Annotated in this window: 17 protein-coding genes; 3 read left to right on the forward strand and 14 right to left on the reverse strand. The window is 61.3% G+C overall.

From position 1 onward, the window contains the following. Position 1 precedes the first annotated feature (1 nt). From aepX to BK665_RS03670, 6 genes are all read right to left on the reverse strand, one after another. The gene (gene aepX, locus BK665_RS03645; protein WP_123402946.1) at positions 2 to 892 is read right to left on the reverse strand and encodes a phosphoenolpyruvate mutase; all 891 of its coding nucleotides are present in this window, start codon (positions 890 to 892) and stop codon (positions 2 to 4) included. Positions 893 to 964: 72 nt separating this feature from the next. Next, positions 965 to 1,810 carry a hypothetical protein gene (locus BK665_RS03650; protein WP_123402948.1) on the reverse strand — a complete coding sequence of 282 codons (846 nt, stop codon included), beginning with the start codon at positions 1,808 to 1,810 and terminating at the stop codon, positions 965 to 967. 55 nt (positions 1,811 to 1,865) lie between these two features. Next, positions 1,866 to 3,014 carry a pyridoxal phosphate-dependent aminotransferase gene (locus BK665_RS03655; RefSeq protein WP_259699569.1) on the reverse strand — a complete coding sequence of 383 codons (1,149 nt, stop codon included), beginning with the start codon at positions 3,012 to 3,014 and terminating at the stop codon, positions 1,866 to 1,868. 121 nt (positions 3,015 to 3,135) lie between these two features. Further along, a complete protein-coding gene (locus BK665_RS03660; RefSeq protein ID WP_123402952.1) occupies positions 3,136 to 4,374 on the reverse strand; it encodes an MFS transporter in 1,239 nt (412 codons plus the stop codon). A gap of 55 nt (positions 4,375 to 4,429) precedes the next feature. Next, the gene (locus BK665_RS03665) at positions 4,430 to 5,254 is read right to left on the reverse strand and encodes a hypothetical protein (RefSeq protein ID WP_123402954.1); all 825 of its coding nucleotides are present in this window, start codon (positions 5,252 to 5,254) and stop codon (positions 4,430 to 4,432) included. Between the two features lie 34 nt (positions 5,255 to 5,288). Then, entirely contained in the window at positions 5,289 to 6,500 is a 1,212-nt protein-coding gene (locus BK665_RS03670; protein ID WP_123402956.1) for an MFS transporter, read from the reverse strand. 95 nt (positions 6,501 to 6,595) lie between these two features. Here BK665_RS03670 and BK665_RS03675 point away from each other — a divergent pair, with 95 nt between their 5' ends. The 3 genes from BK665_RS03675 to BK665_RS03685 all read left to right on the forward strand — a co-directional run bounded on the left by BK665_RS03675 (position 6,596) and on the right by BK665_RS03685 (position 8,829). Beyond that, entirely contained in the window at positions 6,596 to 7,513 is a 918-nt protein-coding gene (locus BK665_RS03675) for a LysR family transcriptional regulator (RefSeq protein ID WP_123402958.1), read from the forward strand. Between the two features lie 225 nt (positions 7,514 to 7,738). Next, positions 7,739 to 8,344: an SCO family protein gene (locus BK665_RS03680; protein WP_185076420.1), complete on the forward strand. Its 606-nt coding sequence runs from the start codon at positions 7,739 to 7,741 to the stop codon at positions 8,342 to 8,344. Continuing rightward, positions 8,344 to 8,829 carry a copper chaperone PCu(A)C gene (locus BK665_RS03685; protein WP_123402960.1) on the forward strand — a complete coding sequence of 162 codons (486 nt, stop codon included), beginning with the start codon at positions 8,344 to 8,346 and terminating at the stop codon, positions 8,827 to 8,829. The genes BK665_RS03680 and BK665_RS03685 overlap by 1 nt, the downstream gene beginning before the upstream one ends. 99 nt (positions 8,830 to 8,928) lie before the next feature. Here the strand turns inward: BK665_RS03685 and BK665_RS03690 are convergent, their stop codons facing one another. The 8 genes from BK665_RS03690 to BK665_RS03730 form a co-directional block, all read right to left on the reverse strand. Continuing rightward, positions 8,929 to 10,374 (reverse strand): SulP family inorganic anion transporter, encoded by a 1,446-nt coding sequence (locus tag BK665_RS03690; RefSeq protein WP_123402962.1) that lies wholly within the window; start codon positions 10,372 to 10,374, stop codon positions 8,929 to 8,931. A 266-nt stretch (positions 10,375 to 10,640) separates the two neighbouring features. After that, on the reverse strand, positions 10,641 to 12,062 hold the full coding sequence (locus tag BK665_RS03700; protein ID WP_123402965.1) for a sensor histidine kinase: 1,422 nt from the start codon (positions 12,060 to 12,062) through the stop codon (positions 10,641 to 10,643). Further along, complete coding sequence (locus tag BK665_RS03705; protein ID WP_123402967.1) at positions 12,059 to 12,721, reverse strand: response regulator; 663 nt, start codon at positions 12,719 to 12,721, stop codon at positions 12,059 to 12,061. The genes BK665_RS03700 and BK665_RS03705 overlap by 4 nt, the downstream gene beginning before the upstream one ends. Positions 12,722 to 12,732: 11 nt before the next feature. Beyond that, positions 12,733 to 13,377: a tetratricopeptide repeat protein gene (locus BK665_RS03710; protein WP_123402969.1), complete on the reverse strand. Its 645-nt coding sequence runs from the start codon at positions 13,375 to 13,377 to the stop codon at positions 12,733 to 12,735. After that, the gene (locus BK665_RS03715; protein WP_123402971.1) at positions 13,374 to 14,183 is read right to left on the reverse strand and encodes an SDR family oxidoreductase; all 810 of its coding nucleotides are present in this window, start codon (positions 14,181 to 14,183) and stop codon (positions 13,374 to 13,376) included. Before BK665_RS03715 ends, BK665_RS03710 begins: the two co-directional genes overlap by 4 nt. Beyond that, a complete protein-coding gene (locus BK665_RS03720) occupies positions 14,170 to 14,844 on the reverse strand; it encodes an iron-containing redox enzyme family protein (RefSeq protein WP_123402974.1) in 675 nt (224 codons plus the stop codon). Before BK665_RS03720 ends, BK665_RS03715 begins: the two co-directional genes overlap by 14 nt. Next, on the reverse strand, positions 14,841 to 16,322 hold the full coding sequence (locus BK665_RS03725; RefSeq protein ID WP_123402976.1) for an AMP-binding protein: 1,482 nt from the start codon (positions 16,320 to 16,322) through the stop codon (positions 14,841 to 14,843). The genes BK665_RS03720 and BK665_RS03725 overlap by 4 nt, the downstream gene beginning before the upstream one ends. Continuing rightward, a complete protein-coding gene (locus tag BK665_RS03730) occupies positions 16,312 to 16,989 on the reverse strand; it encodes a thermostable hemolysin (protein WP_123402978.1) in 678 nt (225 codons plus the stop codon). Before BK665_RS03730 ends, BK665_RS03725 begins: the two co-directional genes overlap by 11 nt. Positions 16,990 to 17,081 lie beyond the last annotated feature (92 nt).

Below are 17,081 nucleotides of genomic sequence, written 5' to 3' on the forward strand. Positions count from 1 at the left end.
ACTACCGGGTGCCGGGCACCAGATCGAGGATTTCCTCGATCCCGAGGCAACGCGGTTCCATCTCCAGGGTTCGACCGTTGGCCAAGATGCCATTGGCGATATCACGCATGGCCAGGTACGCGCTGCGCAGCATGTGATTGGCGTAGATCACCGCGTTGAACCCGGCTTTCTCCAGGACCTCGAAACGCAGGTGGGAATAACTGGTCGGCACGCAAATCAGCGGTACGTGTGCGCACTGGCGCCGAAACAGTCGGGCAAATTCGAGGATTTCCAGACCGTCCTTCTTGCGGCTGTGGATCATGATGCCGTCGGCGCCGGCCTCGACGTACGCCAGGCACCGCGCAATGGCGTCGTCCATGCCCCGGTCGAGAATCAGGCTTTCACACCGAGCAATAATCATCAGCCCCCGGCTGCTGCGGCTGGCACAACCGGCACGGATTTTCTCGCAGAACTCTTCGATGGACTCTTGCTCCTGGCTGACGGCATTGCCAAACAAGGAGTTCTTCTTCAACCCGCATTTATCTTCGATGACCACCGCCGAGACGCCCGCCCGCTCGAGCATTTTGATATGAATCGCAAAATGCTCCGGTTTGCCGCCGGTATCCCCGTCGAATATCAACGGCATCGAACACACATCAAAAATCTCGCGAATGCCGTGCAAGCGGTTACTGGGGGAAAGAATTTCAATGTCCGGCAAACCCCGTTGTGTCGAATCGGTCAACGAACTCGACCAAATGGCGTCATAGGACACGCTGTGCCCCGGGGCCAGTTCAAGTCTGGCGCGCTCGGCCAACAAGGCGGATATCGGGCTATGGGCTTCAAGGACGCGAAGGCAGCGTTTGCTGTCGAACAACGCGGCCAGGTTAGTGCGGCGGGTTTGAGTATCCATCATGCAAGTCCAGCTCCATTTTTATTATCAGGCGAGCGACGGCGCAGCAACCGAGGATGTCCAGCGGCATCAGGGTTAATCCCAGGCCGGTACTTCGCTTCTCAACACGGAAGCCATTTTCCCCAGATGGTCACAGGCCCTGGCCACGTAATCCTTGGACAGACGCTCGATGCGTGAGTAGTTGATCGGCTGGCCGGTCGCACTGGCATACAGTTCCAGCGCCTCTGCCGCGTGCTTGAAATGACGGGCCTCGACAGCGCCGCAGTGAACACTGAGGAACGCCGCGACGCGATTGGCCTCGCCCGACGGATAGCCCCGGACTTCGCGCAGCCACTGCTTCCACATGGGGGTCATCAAGTTGTATTCGCCGGTGTTGAACAACTCGGTCATGGCCATCATTTCCAGCGCTTCAATCAGCTCCGGCGCCAAAGGTCTTTTCTCGCCGACCCAACTGGAAAACTCTTTGGTGATCGGGTCCAGGAACCGGTCCTGGAGACGCCAGTCATCGGAACCACAAATGGCGGACGCCATGCGGTAATACAACTTCGAATGGTGCGGATGCCCGTGCATTTCGCCGAGCCCCACATCTTCAATAATGATTTCCCCACAGTGGCGCGCCGCGGCCAGCATCTTCAACTTGGCATCGTCGCTTAAAGACTCGGACTCCTGGAGTATCCGCACAATAATGCTGGACACTGCATGGGCCGCCCCGTCCGGGCTGCGCCAGCCACAAAAGAAGGTGCACAGTGAAGACTCGGTCCAGTTGCTGGACGTCATGTCGACGTAGGTCTCGCAATACTTATCCAGTTTGTCGGGGTGGCTGTGAAAACCACTCAGCAGCGCCTGGACAAGATTGCGGTCCTCGACATCAATCAGGGCCTGATTGACGAACCCGATAAAGTTACGGCTCAACTGTTCCACGGTTAATCTCCTTATTAGGTGGGGCATTGCGCGACGACAAGATGAATACCAGCCGTCAATCCGCGACGACTTCAGACATGAATTGCCCGAAGCGCGTCAGCCCTTCGATCAACTCTTCACGTTCAACAGCGTAGGAAATCCGGATGCTGTGGGGATCGCCGCAACCCGAGCCTGGAACAACGGCGATATGTGCCTCGGTCAATAACAAATCGGCGAGATGATCGACGTCGCGGATCTTCGTGCCGAGGTAACGGCAGCCCAATTTGCGAGACACATCGATAAAGAGATAGAACGCGCCTTCCGGCGGCGCGCAGGTAATGCCATCGACATAACCGAGGCACGTACACGCGGCCAGCAGTTGTTCATCGAGAAAGACGTTTACCTGGTGGCCAAAGTGCGGTGAATCGGCAATCAAGGTGTTCAGCGCCGCATATTGGGCAAGGCTGCTGGGGTTCGATGTCGTATGGCCCTGCAAGTTATGCATGGCCGCAATGACCTCGGCCGGAGCGCAGGCGTAACCCACGCGCCAACCGGTGACCGCTTGGCTCTTGGAGAATGAATCGACCAATACCGTCTGGTTTTTCAGCGCCGGGAACAGCGACACAATGTTGTGATGTTCATGGGGCCGGCGCACCAGTTTGCGATAGCACTCATCGAACACCACCCAGAGTTGGTGATCGAACGCGAGTTGGGCAATCAGGCGCAACTGCTCTCGTTGATAGACCGTTCCCGTGGGATTGTTCGGGGTGTTGATCAGGATCATTTTAGTGCGGGGCGTCAATGCTCTTTCGACGGCCTTGCAGGTCAAGCGATAGTCATCGGCTTTGGTATCGACAAACACCGGAATGGCGCCGGCCAGCACGACTTGCGTCGGGGCGGTTTCCCAGTAAGGCGTCGGGATAATCACCTCGTCACCGGGATTGAGCAGCACCATGGCGGTGTTGTAGAGCGCTTGCTTGGCGCCGGCAGTCACGGCCACCTCATTGGCGGCGAACGGGACGCCGCAACGCTGGCTGACATGCTGCGCAAGTCTGGTGCGAAGTTGGGGCAAGCCAATGGGCGGCGTATACCGATTACGCGCGCCGTTAATCGCGTCGATGGCCCCCGCCTTCATGTCCTGGCAGGCATCGAACGATAATTCCCCCGCTGCAAAGTTGATCACCTTGATGCCACTTTCTTTCAAGGCATTGGCTTTACTGCGCATGCTGGAAGTTCCCGGCGCGCTGAGATTTTGAGCGCGATGGGATAACGACAATCGGATTGCAGAGGTCTGGCTGTTATTCATTGTTCTACCTGCGAAAACGATTTGGAAACACAAACGCTGCTCAACGGGCGCTCGGATAAAGCCGCGCATCCGCGTCCAGGCCACGTTGCACAAACCAGGACAACGGCAGCGTCAACAACAGGGTGGCGGCCAACAGGATCACCGCAACGGGCACGCCGGTGACGTCGCCCAGACTGCCAAACAACACCGGCGCCAGCGCACCGCCGCCGATGGTGCCGGTGTAAAACACCGCGAACGCCTGCTCGCGTTTCCCCGGCCCCGCCAGATCCGGTACGGCGCCGTACAACACCGACGACGTGCCGTTCAACGCCAGCCCCAGCAGCGGCAACATCACCATCAAGCCGAAAAACGGCAGGTACACCGCCATGACGATCAGCACCGCCGTGGTGAATTCGGTCAACCACACCGTCTTCACCATGCCGATGCGCGCACCCAGATAGCCACACAGCAACTTGCCGAACGCGCCGCCCACGAACAGCATCGTCAACGCCAGACCGATGCCGGCGGTGCCAGCGCCCTTGTCTTTCAACAGGAAGGGCAAAAAGGTCAGGAAGCCCATGCGCACCGCACTGTCCAGCGTGCCGGTCAGGATCAGTGCGCGCAGGCCGCTGGCCGAACCCTGCCCCTTGATCGCCTTCGATGCCTTGCCGGGAGCGGACACAACCTCGGCACGGGCCGGGATCAACCACCACAGCAGGCCCGCCGCCGCCAGCCCGAGCAGCCCCAGCAACGTGACACTGGCGCGCCAACTGATGACCGTCAGCAACAGGCCGATCAGCCCGGGGATCAAGGTTTTGCCGATATCCCCGGAAAAGTTGTACTGCGACAACGCCTGTTTGACCCCGCCGCCCGCCTCGTAACTGTCGGTGATCAAGGACGACGCCAGCGGGTGCTGGGTGCTGGCGCCCAACCCGCCCAACAGCAGCGCCAGCAGCAACACCGTCAACCCGCCCGCCTGCCCCGCCAGCAAATAGGCCAGGCCCGCCAGGGCCGTTCCGCCCACCAGCAGACGCTCGCGCCCCCAGCGCTTGGCGGCCCGGCTCGCCAACAGTTGGAAACCGGCCATCATCCCGGCATAGGCCCCGCGCAACAGGCCAATCTGGGCGAAACTCAGGCCGAACTGCGCCTGCCAGATCGGCAACAGCACATAGATCACGTCGGTCAACCCGTCATGCACAGCGTGCGCGCCGCAGCCTGCCATCAGGGATCGGCGACGCACCGAAGCCTCGGCAAGGTGCGGCGTGTGGGGGGAAGCGACTTCGAGTTTCAAATCATTCATCGTCTTCAACGGCTGGTCAGTGGACGTGGATAGTCAGGCAGTAATGAACCTGTGATCACTGCAACAACTGCGAGCAATCCTTCATCACAGTGGCTTTGCGGCGCAGGTATTCAGAAAAAATCTCCCGTGCGGTTTCGTGGTCGACCGCAATCTGCATCGCCTCGACAAACTCATTGACCGCCGCCACGGCGTGGGCGAAATGGTTGCTCTCGGTGCCGCCGGTGTGCACGGTGACCCAGGCGACCGTGGCGCGGGCCTTGGCCTCGGGCACGCCCATGTCGCGCACGAACCATTGCTTGTACAACGGGTGGATAAACTCCACTTCGCCGTGGGTGTAGACCTCATGGATCAAGGTCGTCAGCAGGCCTTGCAACAAATCGCGATCGCGCAGGCGGCGGGTGTCGGTCCAGTCCTTGAAGGCCTGGGCCGAAGGCAGGCAGTTTTCCTTCAACAGCCACTGGTCATCGCCGCACAACGGCGTCGCCATGTTGTAGAACAGCTCCGAGTGCACGATGTTGCCCAGCGCGCCGAGGTCTTCGTCGGTGATCCGTTGCAGACTGCCGCAGGCCCGATACAGCTGCTCGGCAGCCTCGGAACCCGCTTCGGAGCGCGCCAGCAAGGTAATGCGGTTGGCCAGGCCAGAGACGCTGGTGGCCGAGTTGTTGGTCTTGGACCAACTGGCGAAAAACTTGCGCAAGGCGACCGGCGGATGGCGACGGGAGGTGAGTTGTTCGAACGCATTTTCGATGTCCACCAGTGCCTCTTCTTCCTGCCAGAACGCCTCGAACAGCGCATGTTTCAACACACTGGCCGGCATGTCGTTCAGCACTGGCTCGACGATCTTCAACAATTGGCTGTGGCGGGTCAGTACGTTACTCATGGTCACCTCTTATATTCCCTTATTGGATGATGAATCAGGCAGGTTCGCCGGTGCGGCCGGGACCGTTGCGGCCGCGTGCGACCGGTGTATCGGGTTTGAGGGGTTTCCAGCCGGTCAAGGCGATCAGCAGCGACAACAACTGGAAGCCAATGATCAGCGCCACACAACCTTGCCAGCCCCAGCGACTCCAGATCATGGCCGGGACAATGGCGCCGAAGCTGCCCCCCAGGTAATAGCCCGTGAGGTACAACCCCACCGCAGCGGCCTTATTGTTTCGGGCCGTGGCGGTGATGAAAGCATTGGCGGACGCCTGGGCCAGAAACACCCCGGTGGAACTCAGGGCCAGGCCCAGGACGATCAGCCACAGCGACGGCAACAGGGTCAGGATCGAGCCGCAGACCCCGAGCAACACCGCGCCCGTCAGCAATTCGGATTGCGGTCGCGATTTGCTCAAGCGGCCGGCAATCGGAATGACCACCAGCGCCAGCAGGAACACCGCATAAATCGTTCCCAGTGCCGCCGCGCCCAGATTGAACGGCGCCTGGCTGAGGTACAGCCCCGCGTAAGTAAAGGTCGCCACTTGGGAAAACAACACACAAAAACCGACGCCATAGGCAGCCAGCAAAGGCTTGCGGCACAACTCGCGAAACACTTGCGCACGAAGGGGCGCAGCCCTGGGCGCCAACACTGGATTGGCCGGCAACAGAAAGTGGATGGCAACGCCGACGAACAGGCTGATCGCCGTCAGCAGCTCGAAGGCTTCACGCCAGCCCACATACTCCGTCATGATCCCCGACACGAAGCGCCCGGCGAAACCGCCCAACACCGTCCCCGCCACATACAGGCTGGTGATTTCAGTGACGGTGCCACCGCTCCAGCGGTCGCCGATGTAGGCTACGCTGGTGGCGAATACCACCGGGATCAACATGCCTTCGATAAAACGCCACACCAGCAACTCGGCAAAGCTGCCGGCATGGGCGGTCAACAGCGCCGGCACCGCCAGCAACAGCGCCGCGACCACAATCACCGAGCGTTGCTCGAAGCGACGGGTCAAGCGGCTGACAAAGGGCGCCGTGAGGGCGACTGCCAGTGTGGTGACCGTGATGCTCCAGCCAGCCTGGCGAGCGCTCACCTGAAAACTCAGGGCAAACTCCTGGAGGATGCTCTGGGTTGAATAGAGGTTGAGAAAAGCCGCACAGCCACACAGGAACAGGGCGACGCGAGCACTGTGCAGGCGCGAATTCATGAGACCTCTCGTGTTATCCCCGGAGGTCTTTATAGAATACGCAGCCGGCCGAGCACCAATACCGAATTCGGACCGATCAATACCCAAGGAACAGGATGCTTGACCTCCGCAAGTTACGTTACTTTTTGACGGTCGCCGAAGAGTTGCACTTTGGCCGCGCAGCGTTGCGCCTGCACCTGGCCCAGCCACCCTTGACCCGCCAGATTTCGGCCCTGGAAACCGAGCTGGGCTTTCGCCTGTTCGATCGCACCAGCCGCACGGTGACGCTCACGGCACAGGGCCGGCATTTCCTGCCTTACGCCCGGGCCGTCCTCGACCAGGCCAGCCTGACCGAAGTCATCGCTGGCAAACTGGCCGCCGGGGCGGCCGGTCAGTTGGCATTGGGTTACGCCAGTTCGATTGCGCTGTCGGACCTGTTCAGCCAGACCATCCAGGCCTTTGCCCAGCGCTTTCCGGACGTGCAACTGACCCTGGTGGAAAGTGCGTCCGGCACGCTTTACTCGCAAGTGGTCGATGGTCGCATCGATATCGGCATGAGTCGCCTGCAACCCGAGCGCGGGCAAACCGATGTCCAGGTGTTGTCGCTGGGTGGCGAACCCCTGGTGGCGGCGCTGTCCAGCGACAACCCGCTGGCCAGCCAGGACGAAGTCACCCTGGCACAGCTCAGCGCCTATCCCTTGATTTTGTTTCCGGCCGATTATGGCTCCGGGCTCAACGAATCCATCGCACACCTGTACCGCCACAACGGCCTGCCCATGCGTCCGGGGCCTTCCGGGCGACAGATCACCTCGATCATCGCCCTGGTGGCCGCCGGTCAAGGCGTCGCACTGGTGCCCCAGTGCACCAAGACCCTGGCCAAAAAAGGCGTGACCTACCGCCCGCTGGCCGACCCCGAAGCCTGCGCGCAACTGCTGATACTCACGCGAACCCAAGGACGCAGCCTGCTCGTCGAAGCGTTCATGGGCGTGGTCGATGAACTGCTGCAAAGTAGCGGTAGCCCTACAGCGCAATGATCAGCCTCACCTTTGCCCTCAGGCTATTGGCTGCGGCTGCGCCAAAATGTCGCAGATGACTTGAAGTGGCCGGCATCATTAGGCTGTTAGGCTCCCGGGCAAGGCGACGACCTATCCTCCAATTGAGGAATCGATCCTCGTCACTTTGATACCATGTCCGACTTTTACAGCGGGTCTGACGGTCGGATCTATCAGGTCTGCCAGTCTGCGAACAGGCGGTAACGAATGAGTGTTTTGTTGAATCGCCGCCAGGTGATTGCCGGTATGGGGCTGTTCAGCCTGGGCATCCTGGCTGGCTGCGACACCCGAGGTGAACTGTCGTACAAATACGGCAAGGACCTGAGTAATCAGATCCTCGGGCGTACGTTCAAGTTAAAAGATACCGACGGCGACGTGAAACTGCTTTCGAGCTATCGCGGCATGATGCCAATGGTGTTCTTCGGCTTCACCCAGTGCCCGGCAGTCTGCCCCACCGCCCTGGCTCGTGCGGTGCAGATCAAGAAATTGATGGGCAAGGATGGCGATCGCCTTCAGGTCATCTTCATCACCCTGGACCCCGAACGGGATACGCCGGCGGTGCTCGACGCCTACGTCAAAACCTTCGACCCTTCATTTGTCGCCCTGTACGGGACACTTGAAGAAACGGCAGCGACGGCGAAAGAGTTCGGTGTGTTCTACGAAAAAATCCCCAGCGGATCAACTTATACGCTGTCCCACACGGCGACGAGCTATGTTTATGACTCCAGGGGAACCCTGCGCCTTGGATTGTCTCCCTCGCTTTCCGCACAAGAGTGTACGGAAGATTTGCTCACTGTCATGGAGGTCTGCTAATGAACTCAATCCTCAATCAAACCGGCATTACCCAACGCGTCAAACAAATCGTACTGGGGTTCACTCTGCTGGGACTGGCTTTCCAGGTGTCGGCCCAGACACAGGTCGACGACGCGTGGGTTCGCGCAACCGTCGCAGGCCAACAGGCCACCGGCGCGTTCATGACCATCACGGCAAGCAGCGACAGCAAGCTGCTCAGTGTGCAGTCGCCGGTGGCTAAAACCGTGCAGATTCACCAGTCGACCATGAAGAACGACGTGATGAGCATGCAACCGGTTGAGTTCGTTGCCTTGCCTGCCGGCAAAGCGGTGGCCCTGGATCCGCACAACTATCACGTCATGCTCATTGACCTGGTTGGCCAGGTCAAAGAAGGCGACAAGGTGCCGCTGACGCTGGTTGTAGAGAATGCCAAAGGCGAAAAGGAAACCCTAAAAGTCGAAGCCCAGGCACGGCCATTGAATATGCCTGATCACAAGATGAACTGAAGGCCTGGCCTGTACACCCGTGACGCTGCACCCGGCAGGTGGGCGTCACGGTTCATTGCAATGTCCCCCCACGTTCCTGGCCACCTGCGAACGTCAGAATCAGCTGTAATCTCCCCCCGCCCGCTTGAGCATCTGCTTGCACCGCTCCGACAAGTGAAACACCCGCAGATGTTTGCCAGCCTTGTCATAGCGTTCACGCAAGGTCTTTAACGCAGCGATGGCCGAGTAGTCGACGAAGCTCAGGTGACGGCAATCAAGTGTCACTTGCGCCGGATCATTCGCCGGATCGAACTGGTTGAGAAACGGCGCCGTTGAAGCGAAAAACAACGTGCCGTGCAGACGGTAGAGTTTGCTGCCATCGCTTTCCAGATGCGTGTCGGCGTACAACTCCCGGGCCTGGTGCCAGGCGAAGTTGAGCGCGGCAATGATGATGCCGCAGAGCACGGCGGTGGCCAGGTCGGTGAACACGGTGATAGTGGTCACGGCGATGATCACCAGCACATCGTTCAGGGGCACTTTGTTGATCACCCGCAGCGAGGCCCAGGCGAACGTCTGCTGCGACACCACGAACATCACCCCCACCAGCGCAGCCAGGGGAATACGTTCGATCAGCGGCGACAGGAACAACACGAACAGCAGAATCATCACCCCGGCGATCACCCCCGACAGCCGCCCTCGCCCGCCGGAACTGAGGTTGATCACCGTCTGGCCGATCATCGCGCAACCGCCCATGCCGCCGAACACCCCCGACACCACATTCGCCGCCCCCAGCGCCATACACTCGCGATCCGGGTAGCCGCGGCTCTCGGTGATTTCATCGGTGAGGTTCAGGGTCAGCAGGGTTTCCAGCAGGCCCACCAGGGCCATCAAAATGACGTAGGGCGCGACGATGCGCAGGGTGTCCAGGGTCCACGGAATGTCGGGCAAAGCGAACGTCGGCAAGCCGCCGGCAATGTGCGCCATGTCGCCCAACGTGCGGGTTGGCAAGCCCAGCAGATACACCGCCAACCCGACGCCAAGGATCGCCACCAACGCCGGTGGCACCGCCCGGGTCAGGCGCGGCAGCAGATAGACGATGGCCATCGTCAGCAGCACCAACCCGCTCATCACATACAGCGGCGTGCCACTGAGCCAGCTATCGCCGCTTTTGAAATGCTCCAGTTGCGCCAACGCAATGATGATCGCCAGGCCATTCACGAAACCGAGCATCACCGGGTGCGGCACCATGCGCACCAATTTGCCCAGCCGCAACAGCCCGAACGCCATCATGATCAACCCGCCCAACAACACCGTCGCCAGCAAATACTGCACACCGTGCTGCACCACCAACGCGACGATCACCACCGCCATCGACCCCGCCGCACCCGACACCATCCCCGGCCGCCCGCCGAACAGCGCGGTCAAGGTACAAATGATAAATGCACCGTACAGGCCCATCAGCGGATTGAGATGAGCGACCAGGGCAAACGCGATGCATTCGGGCAGCAACGCGAACGATGTAGTGAGCCCGGCCAGGGTATCGGCGCGCAGACGTTGTAGTTTCATGACTTACCTGAAAATGCGAGCCGCTGACAGGGGCTGCGGGAGTTGCGGGGAATGAGGGGTGGGGATGTTACGGAAATGGGGATGGTTGGGCCACCTATGAAGGTGGCCTTTTACAGGTTCCAAGTCGTTTTGGTTACACCTCGCCGTGAGCTACGGCAGAACACGAGTAATAGCCTGATATCCGTTGGCGGCATTGAAGCAGTGTATTGCTGTGCCGGGAATGCGATCCAGGTAAGGGAGCGTGCTCCCTCGCTGCTCATCGGGCCTCAATAACCTTCCGGTGTGTCCGCCAACGGCGAGTTCGCCAGCGTGCTGCGGTTCGATCCATCGGGAATATCGAGGGTCGCCCGCAGGCCGCCTTCCGCCCGGTTCACCAGGGTGATCCGCCCGCCCAGGCGAGTGGCGATGGTATGCACGATGGTGAGCCCCAACCCCGCGCCCTGGGCATTGCCCCGGCTGTAAAACCGTTCAAACAAGCGCTCTTGATCCACTTCGTTGATGCCTGGTCCCTGATCTTCGACACTCAGCGAATAGAACCCGCCAGCCTGACTCAAGCGCACGGTGATGACCCCGTGTTCCGGAGAAAAATTGGCGGCGTTGGTGATCAGGTTGTTCAGGGCGATGTCGATCGCGGCCGCATCGGCGGCGACCTGGAACGAACCGTCATTGACGTCGAAGGCCAGCTCCAGATCCTTGCTCAGCAACCACGGTGTGAGCTGCACCAGGCTGTCACGCACCGCACTGGTCAGGTCGATAGTGTTCAGCAGCGGTGCCGAGGCCTTGGGTTCGAGGCGGGCCATGGTCAGCAATTGGTTGACCAGACGACTGGTGCGGTCCACCCCTGAAATCAGAAACTCCAGGGACTCTCGACGCTCCTGTTCCGTGCCGGCCTCCAGCAGGTTTTGCGCATGCACCCGCAGCACCGCCAGGGGCGTGCGCATTTCGTGGGCGGCGTCGGCAATGAACCGCCGCTCGCGGCCCAGCAGTTCCTGGATTTGCGCGAGCATGCGATTAAGCGCCGCTTGCATCGGTTCCAGTTCGCTGGGCAACGGTGCCAGTTGCAAGGGTTCCAGCGAACCGCTGTGCCGCGCCCGCAAAGTGGCGGCCATATCCGCCAGGGGCTTGAGCCCCCAACCGATGGCTAACCAGATCAGGAACGCCAGGATCAGGCTGCCCAGCACATTGGGCCCCAGGGTATGGCGCAGGATGCGGTCCACCAAGTCCGAGCGCACGTCGTCCCGCTCACCGACCCAGATCCGCAACGCGTTCTGTTTGTCTTCCAGCACGAAGGCTCGCCAGTGCCGCCCGTTCACGTCCACCACGTCGCTGAAACCGGGGATCGAGGGCGGCGACTTGAAGGACGGTGCGCTCACGGTGTGCACCAGGACTTCGCCCTGATGATTCCAGACTTGAAAGGCAATCTTGGTTTCGTAGGGATGGCCATCGACCCTTGGCTCGGCTTCCCCCAAAGCCTTGTTGAAGGCCTGATACAGCTCAACGCGCTCTTTGCTGGCCAGCGGCATGCGCATGACGCCCTGCAACAAGCGAGCGTTCTGCGCCAGTTGGGCGTCGTAGACCTCGGCGATTTCATGGTTGCTGTCATGCAGGTTGAGCACGCTGATCAGCGCCAGCCCCGCGAGCAACAGACCGATGATCAGCGTCAGGGTCCGCCGCCGGATCGAGTTCATCGGCGCTCCTCTACCAGATAACCGACACCGCGAATGGTGCGGATCAGGTCACTGGAGAATTTCTTGCGCAGGTGATGGATGTGCACTTCCAGGGTGTTGCTTTCAGCTTCCTCGTTCCAGCCGTACAGCAATTGCATCAAGTGATCCCGGGTGATGACCCGGCCCGGTGGCGAGAGCAATTCGTGGAGCAACTGATATTCCTTGGGCGTCAGCGCCACCGGTTCACCTTGGTAACTGACTTGCTGGGTGCCGGGGTTGAGCCTGATGCCGGCGTGTTCGATCAGCATCTGTGCGCGCCCGGCACTGCGGCGCAGCAAGGCACGCAACCGGGCCTTCAGCTCCGCCAGGTCAAAAGGCTTGATCAGGTAATCGTCGGCCCCGGCATCCAGCCCGGCGATGCGCTCTTCTGTGGCGTCCCGGGCGGTGAGGATCAGCACTGGCAGGTTGGAACCGCTGTCCCGCAGACGGCGCAGCACTTGCAAGCCGTCCATGCGCGGCAGCCCGAGGTCGAGCACGGCCAGGTCGAAGGTTTCACTGAGCAGCGCGTGCAAGGCGCTGCTGCCATCCTGCAACCAGTCGACCGTGTAGCCCTCGCGGCCCAGGGCCTGATGGATGCCCTCGCCGAGAGCCACGTCATCCTCGATCAGTAATAAGCGCACACGGACTCCTGTCAGTTGAGTTTTTTGTTCACGTCCACCAGCAACGCGTCGATCTCTTTGCGGCGTCCCGCATCAGCGACTTCCCGACCAGGACGAGGGGCGGCCTGCAGGGCTTTTTGCAGAGCGTCCTTGGCTTCACCGTAGCGCTTTTGACGGTAGAGGTGATCGCCCCAGAAGTACAGACTATCGATGCCCGTCGGGTTCAGTTGCAAGGCTTGCTTGAGCAGTTGTTCGGCCTTGTCCGAGTCGCCGAAGCCGATGGGCCAGCCCGGCACGCGGTCGTAAAGTGCCGCGAGGCTGGTGTAGGCCGAGCCCTGCAAGGCATTGGGGTCCAGAGAAAGGGCTTTTTCCAGGTCGACCTTCGCCGCTTTCACTTTGCTCAAGGCACCCAGACCACCCTGGGCGCCGGCCCAACTGCTGGTGACAATCCCGGACCAGATCCAGGCTTCAGCCAGCGTCGGACGCTCCCGTGTGAACGCCGATGCCTGATCGGCGAGTTTTTCGAAGGCGGCGGTACGCTGCTCGGCCGGGACTTCGTACTGAATGTGCCCCCAATTTTGCTGGATGCCGCTGAGGCGTTGCTGATCGGCGGCGTCCAGGGCCCAGACACTCTGGCTCAACGCGCCCAGCAACAGGCAGGCGATTAATTTTTTCATGGCTTGAGGTTCTCGTTGTCGGGTTTCTGGCTCAGGCGACGGATCAGCGGCAACTGCTTGCGCAGCCCCTTGTCCACCACGGTGGGCAGTAAGCTGTTGAGGCGCACGAAGAAACGCTCCGGCCAGCCCAGATAGAGATCGCGGCGGTCACCGGCAATCGCATGGATCACCGCCGAGGCGACGGTTTGCGGATCATCGACATTGGCCTTCAGCGCATCATTCAAGGCCTGGGCCGCCGGGCTGTTCATCGTTGTGCGAGTCGCCCGGGGCGCGACGTAGAGCACGCCGACCCGGGTGTCCGCCAATTCCCGGCGCAGCGCTTCGGAGAAACCGCGCAGGGCAAACTTGGTCGCGCAATAACTGGCGTAACCGGCGTAACCGATGGAGCCATAGGTCGAGCCGACGTTGACCACCATCGCGCTGTCGGCCTGTTTGAGCAGCGGCAGCAGGAGTTTGGTCAGGCAGATCGGTGCGCTGATGTTCACCGCCAGCATCGCGTTGATTTCACTGTCGTCCAACTGTTCAAGCATGGCGAAGTGATTGATCCCGGCGGCGTTGATCAACAGGTTGATGTCGCCGATGGCCTCGGCGGCGACCAGGACTTTGCGGCGGTCGGCGAGGAACGTCAGGTCGGCAGCGACCCAGGCCAGATGCTGTGGGTAGCGCTGCATCAACGGTTCCAGCACTTCCCGGTGCCGGGACACGGCCAACACCCGGGCACCACTGGCGCACAGGGCGCTGGCGATGGCCAGGCCGATGCCGCCACTGGCGCCGGTCAAGACAACGCGAGCCTCAGTCAGGCGCATGCAGGTTCTCCCCATCACGCGGCAAGCCGCGGAACATGTCGGTGTAGAGCCGATAGACCACTTTCGAGGCGTGGATAACGGCAGCCTGGTCGGCAGGGTCATCCAGGGTGTTCATCAGGCGGCGGTAAGTCTGCATATGCTCCACATCAAGGGCACCGTGGGAGCTGAGGTAGCTGAAAGCGTTTTCCGGCAGGTCCAGGCGCTCGCGAATGCTGCCGGCCGCGTGGGTGGCCAGGGCGATGCTGGTGCCTTCCAGCACATTGACCATGCCGAACAGGCCCACGGGATTGTCCCGGGCAATCAGGTCGTAGAGGTAACTGACCATCAGTTCAATCGGCATCGACGGACGTCCGTCGCGCACCGCCTCCTTGTCACCGCCGCAGACGTCGATATCGTTCAGCACCCATTGCTCATGGCCGTATTCGTCCTCGATGTACTCGCAGACGGCTTTGCGCAACCATTCCAGGCGTGACGGCAAACGCGCACCACACGCCATCATCAACGGCACGGTATGGCGCACGTGGTAGTAAGCCTGGATCAGGAAGGCGCGGTAGCTTTCGAGGCTGACGTTGCCTTCGAGGGCGTCGCGGATGATGGGCAGATTGAACAGCTCATGGCGTTCCTGAAGAGTGGCTTCTTGCAGCGTGTCGAAAAAGGTCATGATGCGGGTCCCTCGGAAAAAGCGAATTCAGTGAGTTGCGCCCGGTAGCGCTCGACAATGGCGTCCCGGCGCGGTCGGCCATTGGCGGTCAGCAAGCCGTTGGCGGGAGTGAAAGGATGCTCAAGGCGGGACCAGTGATGGACCTGCGCGTAATCGGGCAAGGCTTCGTTGGCTTCGGCCACGGCGGCGGCCAGTTCGGCGTCGGTGCAGTCCGGGCGATGGGGCCAGAGCAAGGCGTGGTTGCGGGGCATCGCTTCGCCGTAGACGAACGCCTGGGCGATATACCGACGCTGGGTCAGTTCAGCCTCGACCCACTCGGGGTTCACGTTGCGCCCGAAACTGGTCACGAATTGGTGCTTCTTGCGCCCCTTGAGGTACAGAAAACCTTCAGGGTCGAACTCGCCGAGATCGCCACTGGGCCACCACTCGTCGGCGTGTGGCACGTCCCCTAAATAGCCCAGCAGGGTCGAGCCCTTGATCAGCACTTCATCGTCATCGGCCAAGCGGATTTCCACATGGGGCAAGGGCTGGCCGACACTGCCGGCACGGCGTGCGCCCGGCCGGTTGAGGCACACCACTGAGGCGCATTCCGACAGCCCGTAACCTTCGTAGACCGGGATGCCAATGCGTTGCGCCCGGTGCAACAGCTCCTCGGCCACCCGCGCACCGCCCACGGCGGCAAACCGCAAGAATTGAGGGTTGAAGGCCTTTTGCTCGGCGGCGTTGACCAGCATCAGCAGCAATTGCGGCACCAGGATCAGGCTCTCCGGCGCGCGGTTGGCCAGGCAAGCGAGCAACTTGGACGCATCGACGCCACTGGCGCCCTGGATGCCCAGGGTTTGCTGGCTGGGCAGGCTCAACGTCGCACCGGCGTACAGCGCGGCGTAACAGCCGATGTTTTCCAGCAGGATCGCCAGGGGCAGCAGCGCCAGGTGATGCTGCGGATCGGTCGGTTTACTGGCCTGATCCAGCTCACGGGCGACCTTGATAATGCTCTCGGCACTCAGGCATACCCCTTTGGGCGTACCGGTGGTGCCCGAGGTGAAGGTCAGCTTGGCCGTGCCTTCGGGCATCCGGGGCGGGCCATCGAAAGTGCGGCGCCAGAATTCACCGAGCGACTCGTACCCGGCCGCTTCCAGTTCGGCATGCAGTCCCGGCTCGGCAATCACCCGCTCTGCCTGGCTTTGCTCCAGGCAATGACGGCGTTGGGCGGCGCTGAAAAAGGGTGGCAGCGTCAGGCAGGTCACGCCTTCGAACAGCGCGGCCAGGTCCCAGAGCATGGCCTCGACGCCGTTGTCCAGCGCCAGCGCTACAACCCCGACGTGTTCATCGCGAAGACGCTGCTGGCGGTACATCACTTCGGCGTAAAGCGTGGCGTAGTCCAGTTTCAGCCGATCCCCCCATAAGGCGGTGGCGTTGGTCTTACGTTCGGCATGGCTGCGCAAGGTCTGTTTGAAACGCTCGACTTCAGGCGACATGGCTGGCGCCCTCGATGGAAGACGGCAATCCCAGGCGGTTGAACATCCCGATGTTGCGCAAATGAATGAACCCGGCGCGGATGTTGCCGACATGCACCCAAGGCTTGCTTTCGTAATAACTGCCCCAGTGCTGGCGCTCGTCGCCCAGCCGCGCAGGGTCGGCGGCACAGAGCGTCACCGGTTTCAAACCGAGGCGATGGAAGCTGTTCACCAGGCCGACGTTGCCGGTGAACGCCACCCATTCCAGGCCGCCCATGGCCAGCAGGTAGGTGATGGCGATGATGCTCAGGCGCGCACTGCCGGTGTCGCTGGCAGCCAGGTTGCCCACCTCCACGATACCGGCGCGGTCTACGGGACGATCGGCAGCGGCGCTGATCAGCGGGTCGATGGATTCGTCCAGGTAACGCTCCAGGAACAGCGGCTCGTCATTCGCCCGACGCACGCCGGCCACCGCGCAGAGATCGCCGGTCGCGTTGCTCATGCCGAACAGTTCGGGCATGAAATGCCGGATATCGGCGCCGTGGGCCGTGCGGAAACGTTGCTGGATATAGGCTTCGAAGACTGGACGCTGGGGCTCGTCCGGCAAGGCTCTGGCCAGACTCATCTGCGGGGTTTCGGCTTGGCCGAACTGCAGGGGCAAAGGGATGTTCCAGTCGAAATCGGGCATTGCAGGACACCTCCCGGGGTCAGTTTGGGAGGAGTATCGGGGGCCTTTCTTAACGGAGTCTGAAGGTCACAAAAAGCAGGCGGGCGCGCCAC

It is taken from the genome of Pseudomonas frederiksbergensis (genome assembly GCF_003732665.1).
Taxonomy (GTDB): Bacteria; Pseudomonadota; Gammaproteobacteria; order Pseudomonadales; family Pseudomonadaceae; genus Aquipseudomonas; species Aquipseudomonas frederiksbergensis_G.

Excerpts from the sequence above, each read along its gene's own strand:
- aepX (WP_123402946.1), bottom strand. The coding sequence starts at position 892 with ATGATGGATACTCAAACCCGCCGCACTAACCTGGCCGCGTTGTTCGAC.
- BK665_RS03655 (WP_259699569.1), bottom strand. The coding sequence starts at position 3,014 with ATGCGCAGTAAAGCCAATGCCTTGAAAGAAAGTGGCATCAAGGTGATC.
- BK665_RS03660 (WP_123402952.1), bottom strand. The coding sequence starts at position 4,374 with ATGAATGATTTGAAACTCGAAGTCGCTTCCCCCCACACGCCGCACCTT.
- BK665_RS03665 (WP_123402954.1), bottom strand. The coding sequence starts at position 5,254 with ATGAGTAACGTACTGACCCGCCACAGCCAATTGTTGAAGATCGTCGAG.
- BK665_RS03670 (WP_123402956.1), bottom strand. The coding sequence starts at position 6,500 with ATGAATTCGCGCCTGCACAGTGCTCGCGTCGCCCTGTTCCTGTGTGGC.
- BK665_RS03675 (WP_123402958.1), top strand. The coding sequence starts at position 6,596 with ATGCTTGACCTCCGCAAGTTACGTTACTTTTTGACGGTCGCCGAAGAG.
- BK665_RS03680 (WP_185076420.1), top strand. The coding sequence starts at position 7,739 with ATGAGTGTTTTGTTGAATCGCCGCCAGGTGATTGCCGGTATGGGGCTG.
- BK665_RS03685 (WP_123402960.1), top strand. The coding sequence starts at position 8,344 with ATGAACTCAATCCTCAATCAAACCGGCATTACCCAACGCGTCAAACAA.
- BK665_RS03690 (WP_123402962.1), bottom strand. The coding sequence starts at position 10,374 with ATGAAACTACAACGTCTGCGCGCCGATACCCTGGCCGGGCTCACTACA.
- BK665_RS03700 (WP_123402965.1), bottom strand. The coding sequence starts at position 12,062 with ATGAACTCGATCCGGCGGCGGACCCTGACGCTGATCATCGGTCTGTTG.
- BK665_RS03710 (WP_123402969.1), bottom strand. The coding sequence starts at position 13,377 with ATGAAAAAATTAATCGCCTGCCTGTTGCTGGGCGCGTTGAGCCAGAGT.
- BK665_RS03715 (WP_123402971.1), bottom strand. The coding sequence starts at position 14,183 with ATGCGCCTGACTGAGGCTCGCGTTGTCTTGACCGGCGCCAGTGGCGGC.
- BK665_RS03720 (WP_123402974.1), bottom strand. The coding sequence starts at position 14,844 with ATGACCTTTTTCGACACGCTGCAAGAAGCCACTCTTCAGGAACGCCAT.
- BK665_RS03725 (WP_123402976.1), bottom strand. The coding sequence starts at position 16,322 with ATGTCGCCTGAAGTCGAGCGTTTCAAACAGACCTTGCGCAGCCATGCC.
- BK665_RS03730 (WP_123402978.1), bottom strand. The coding sequence starts at position 16,989 with ATGCCCGATTTCGACTGGAACATCCCTTTGCCCCTGCAGTTCGGCCAA.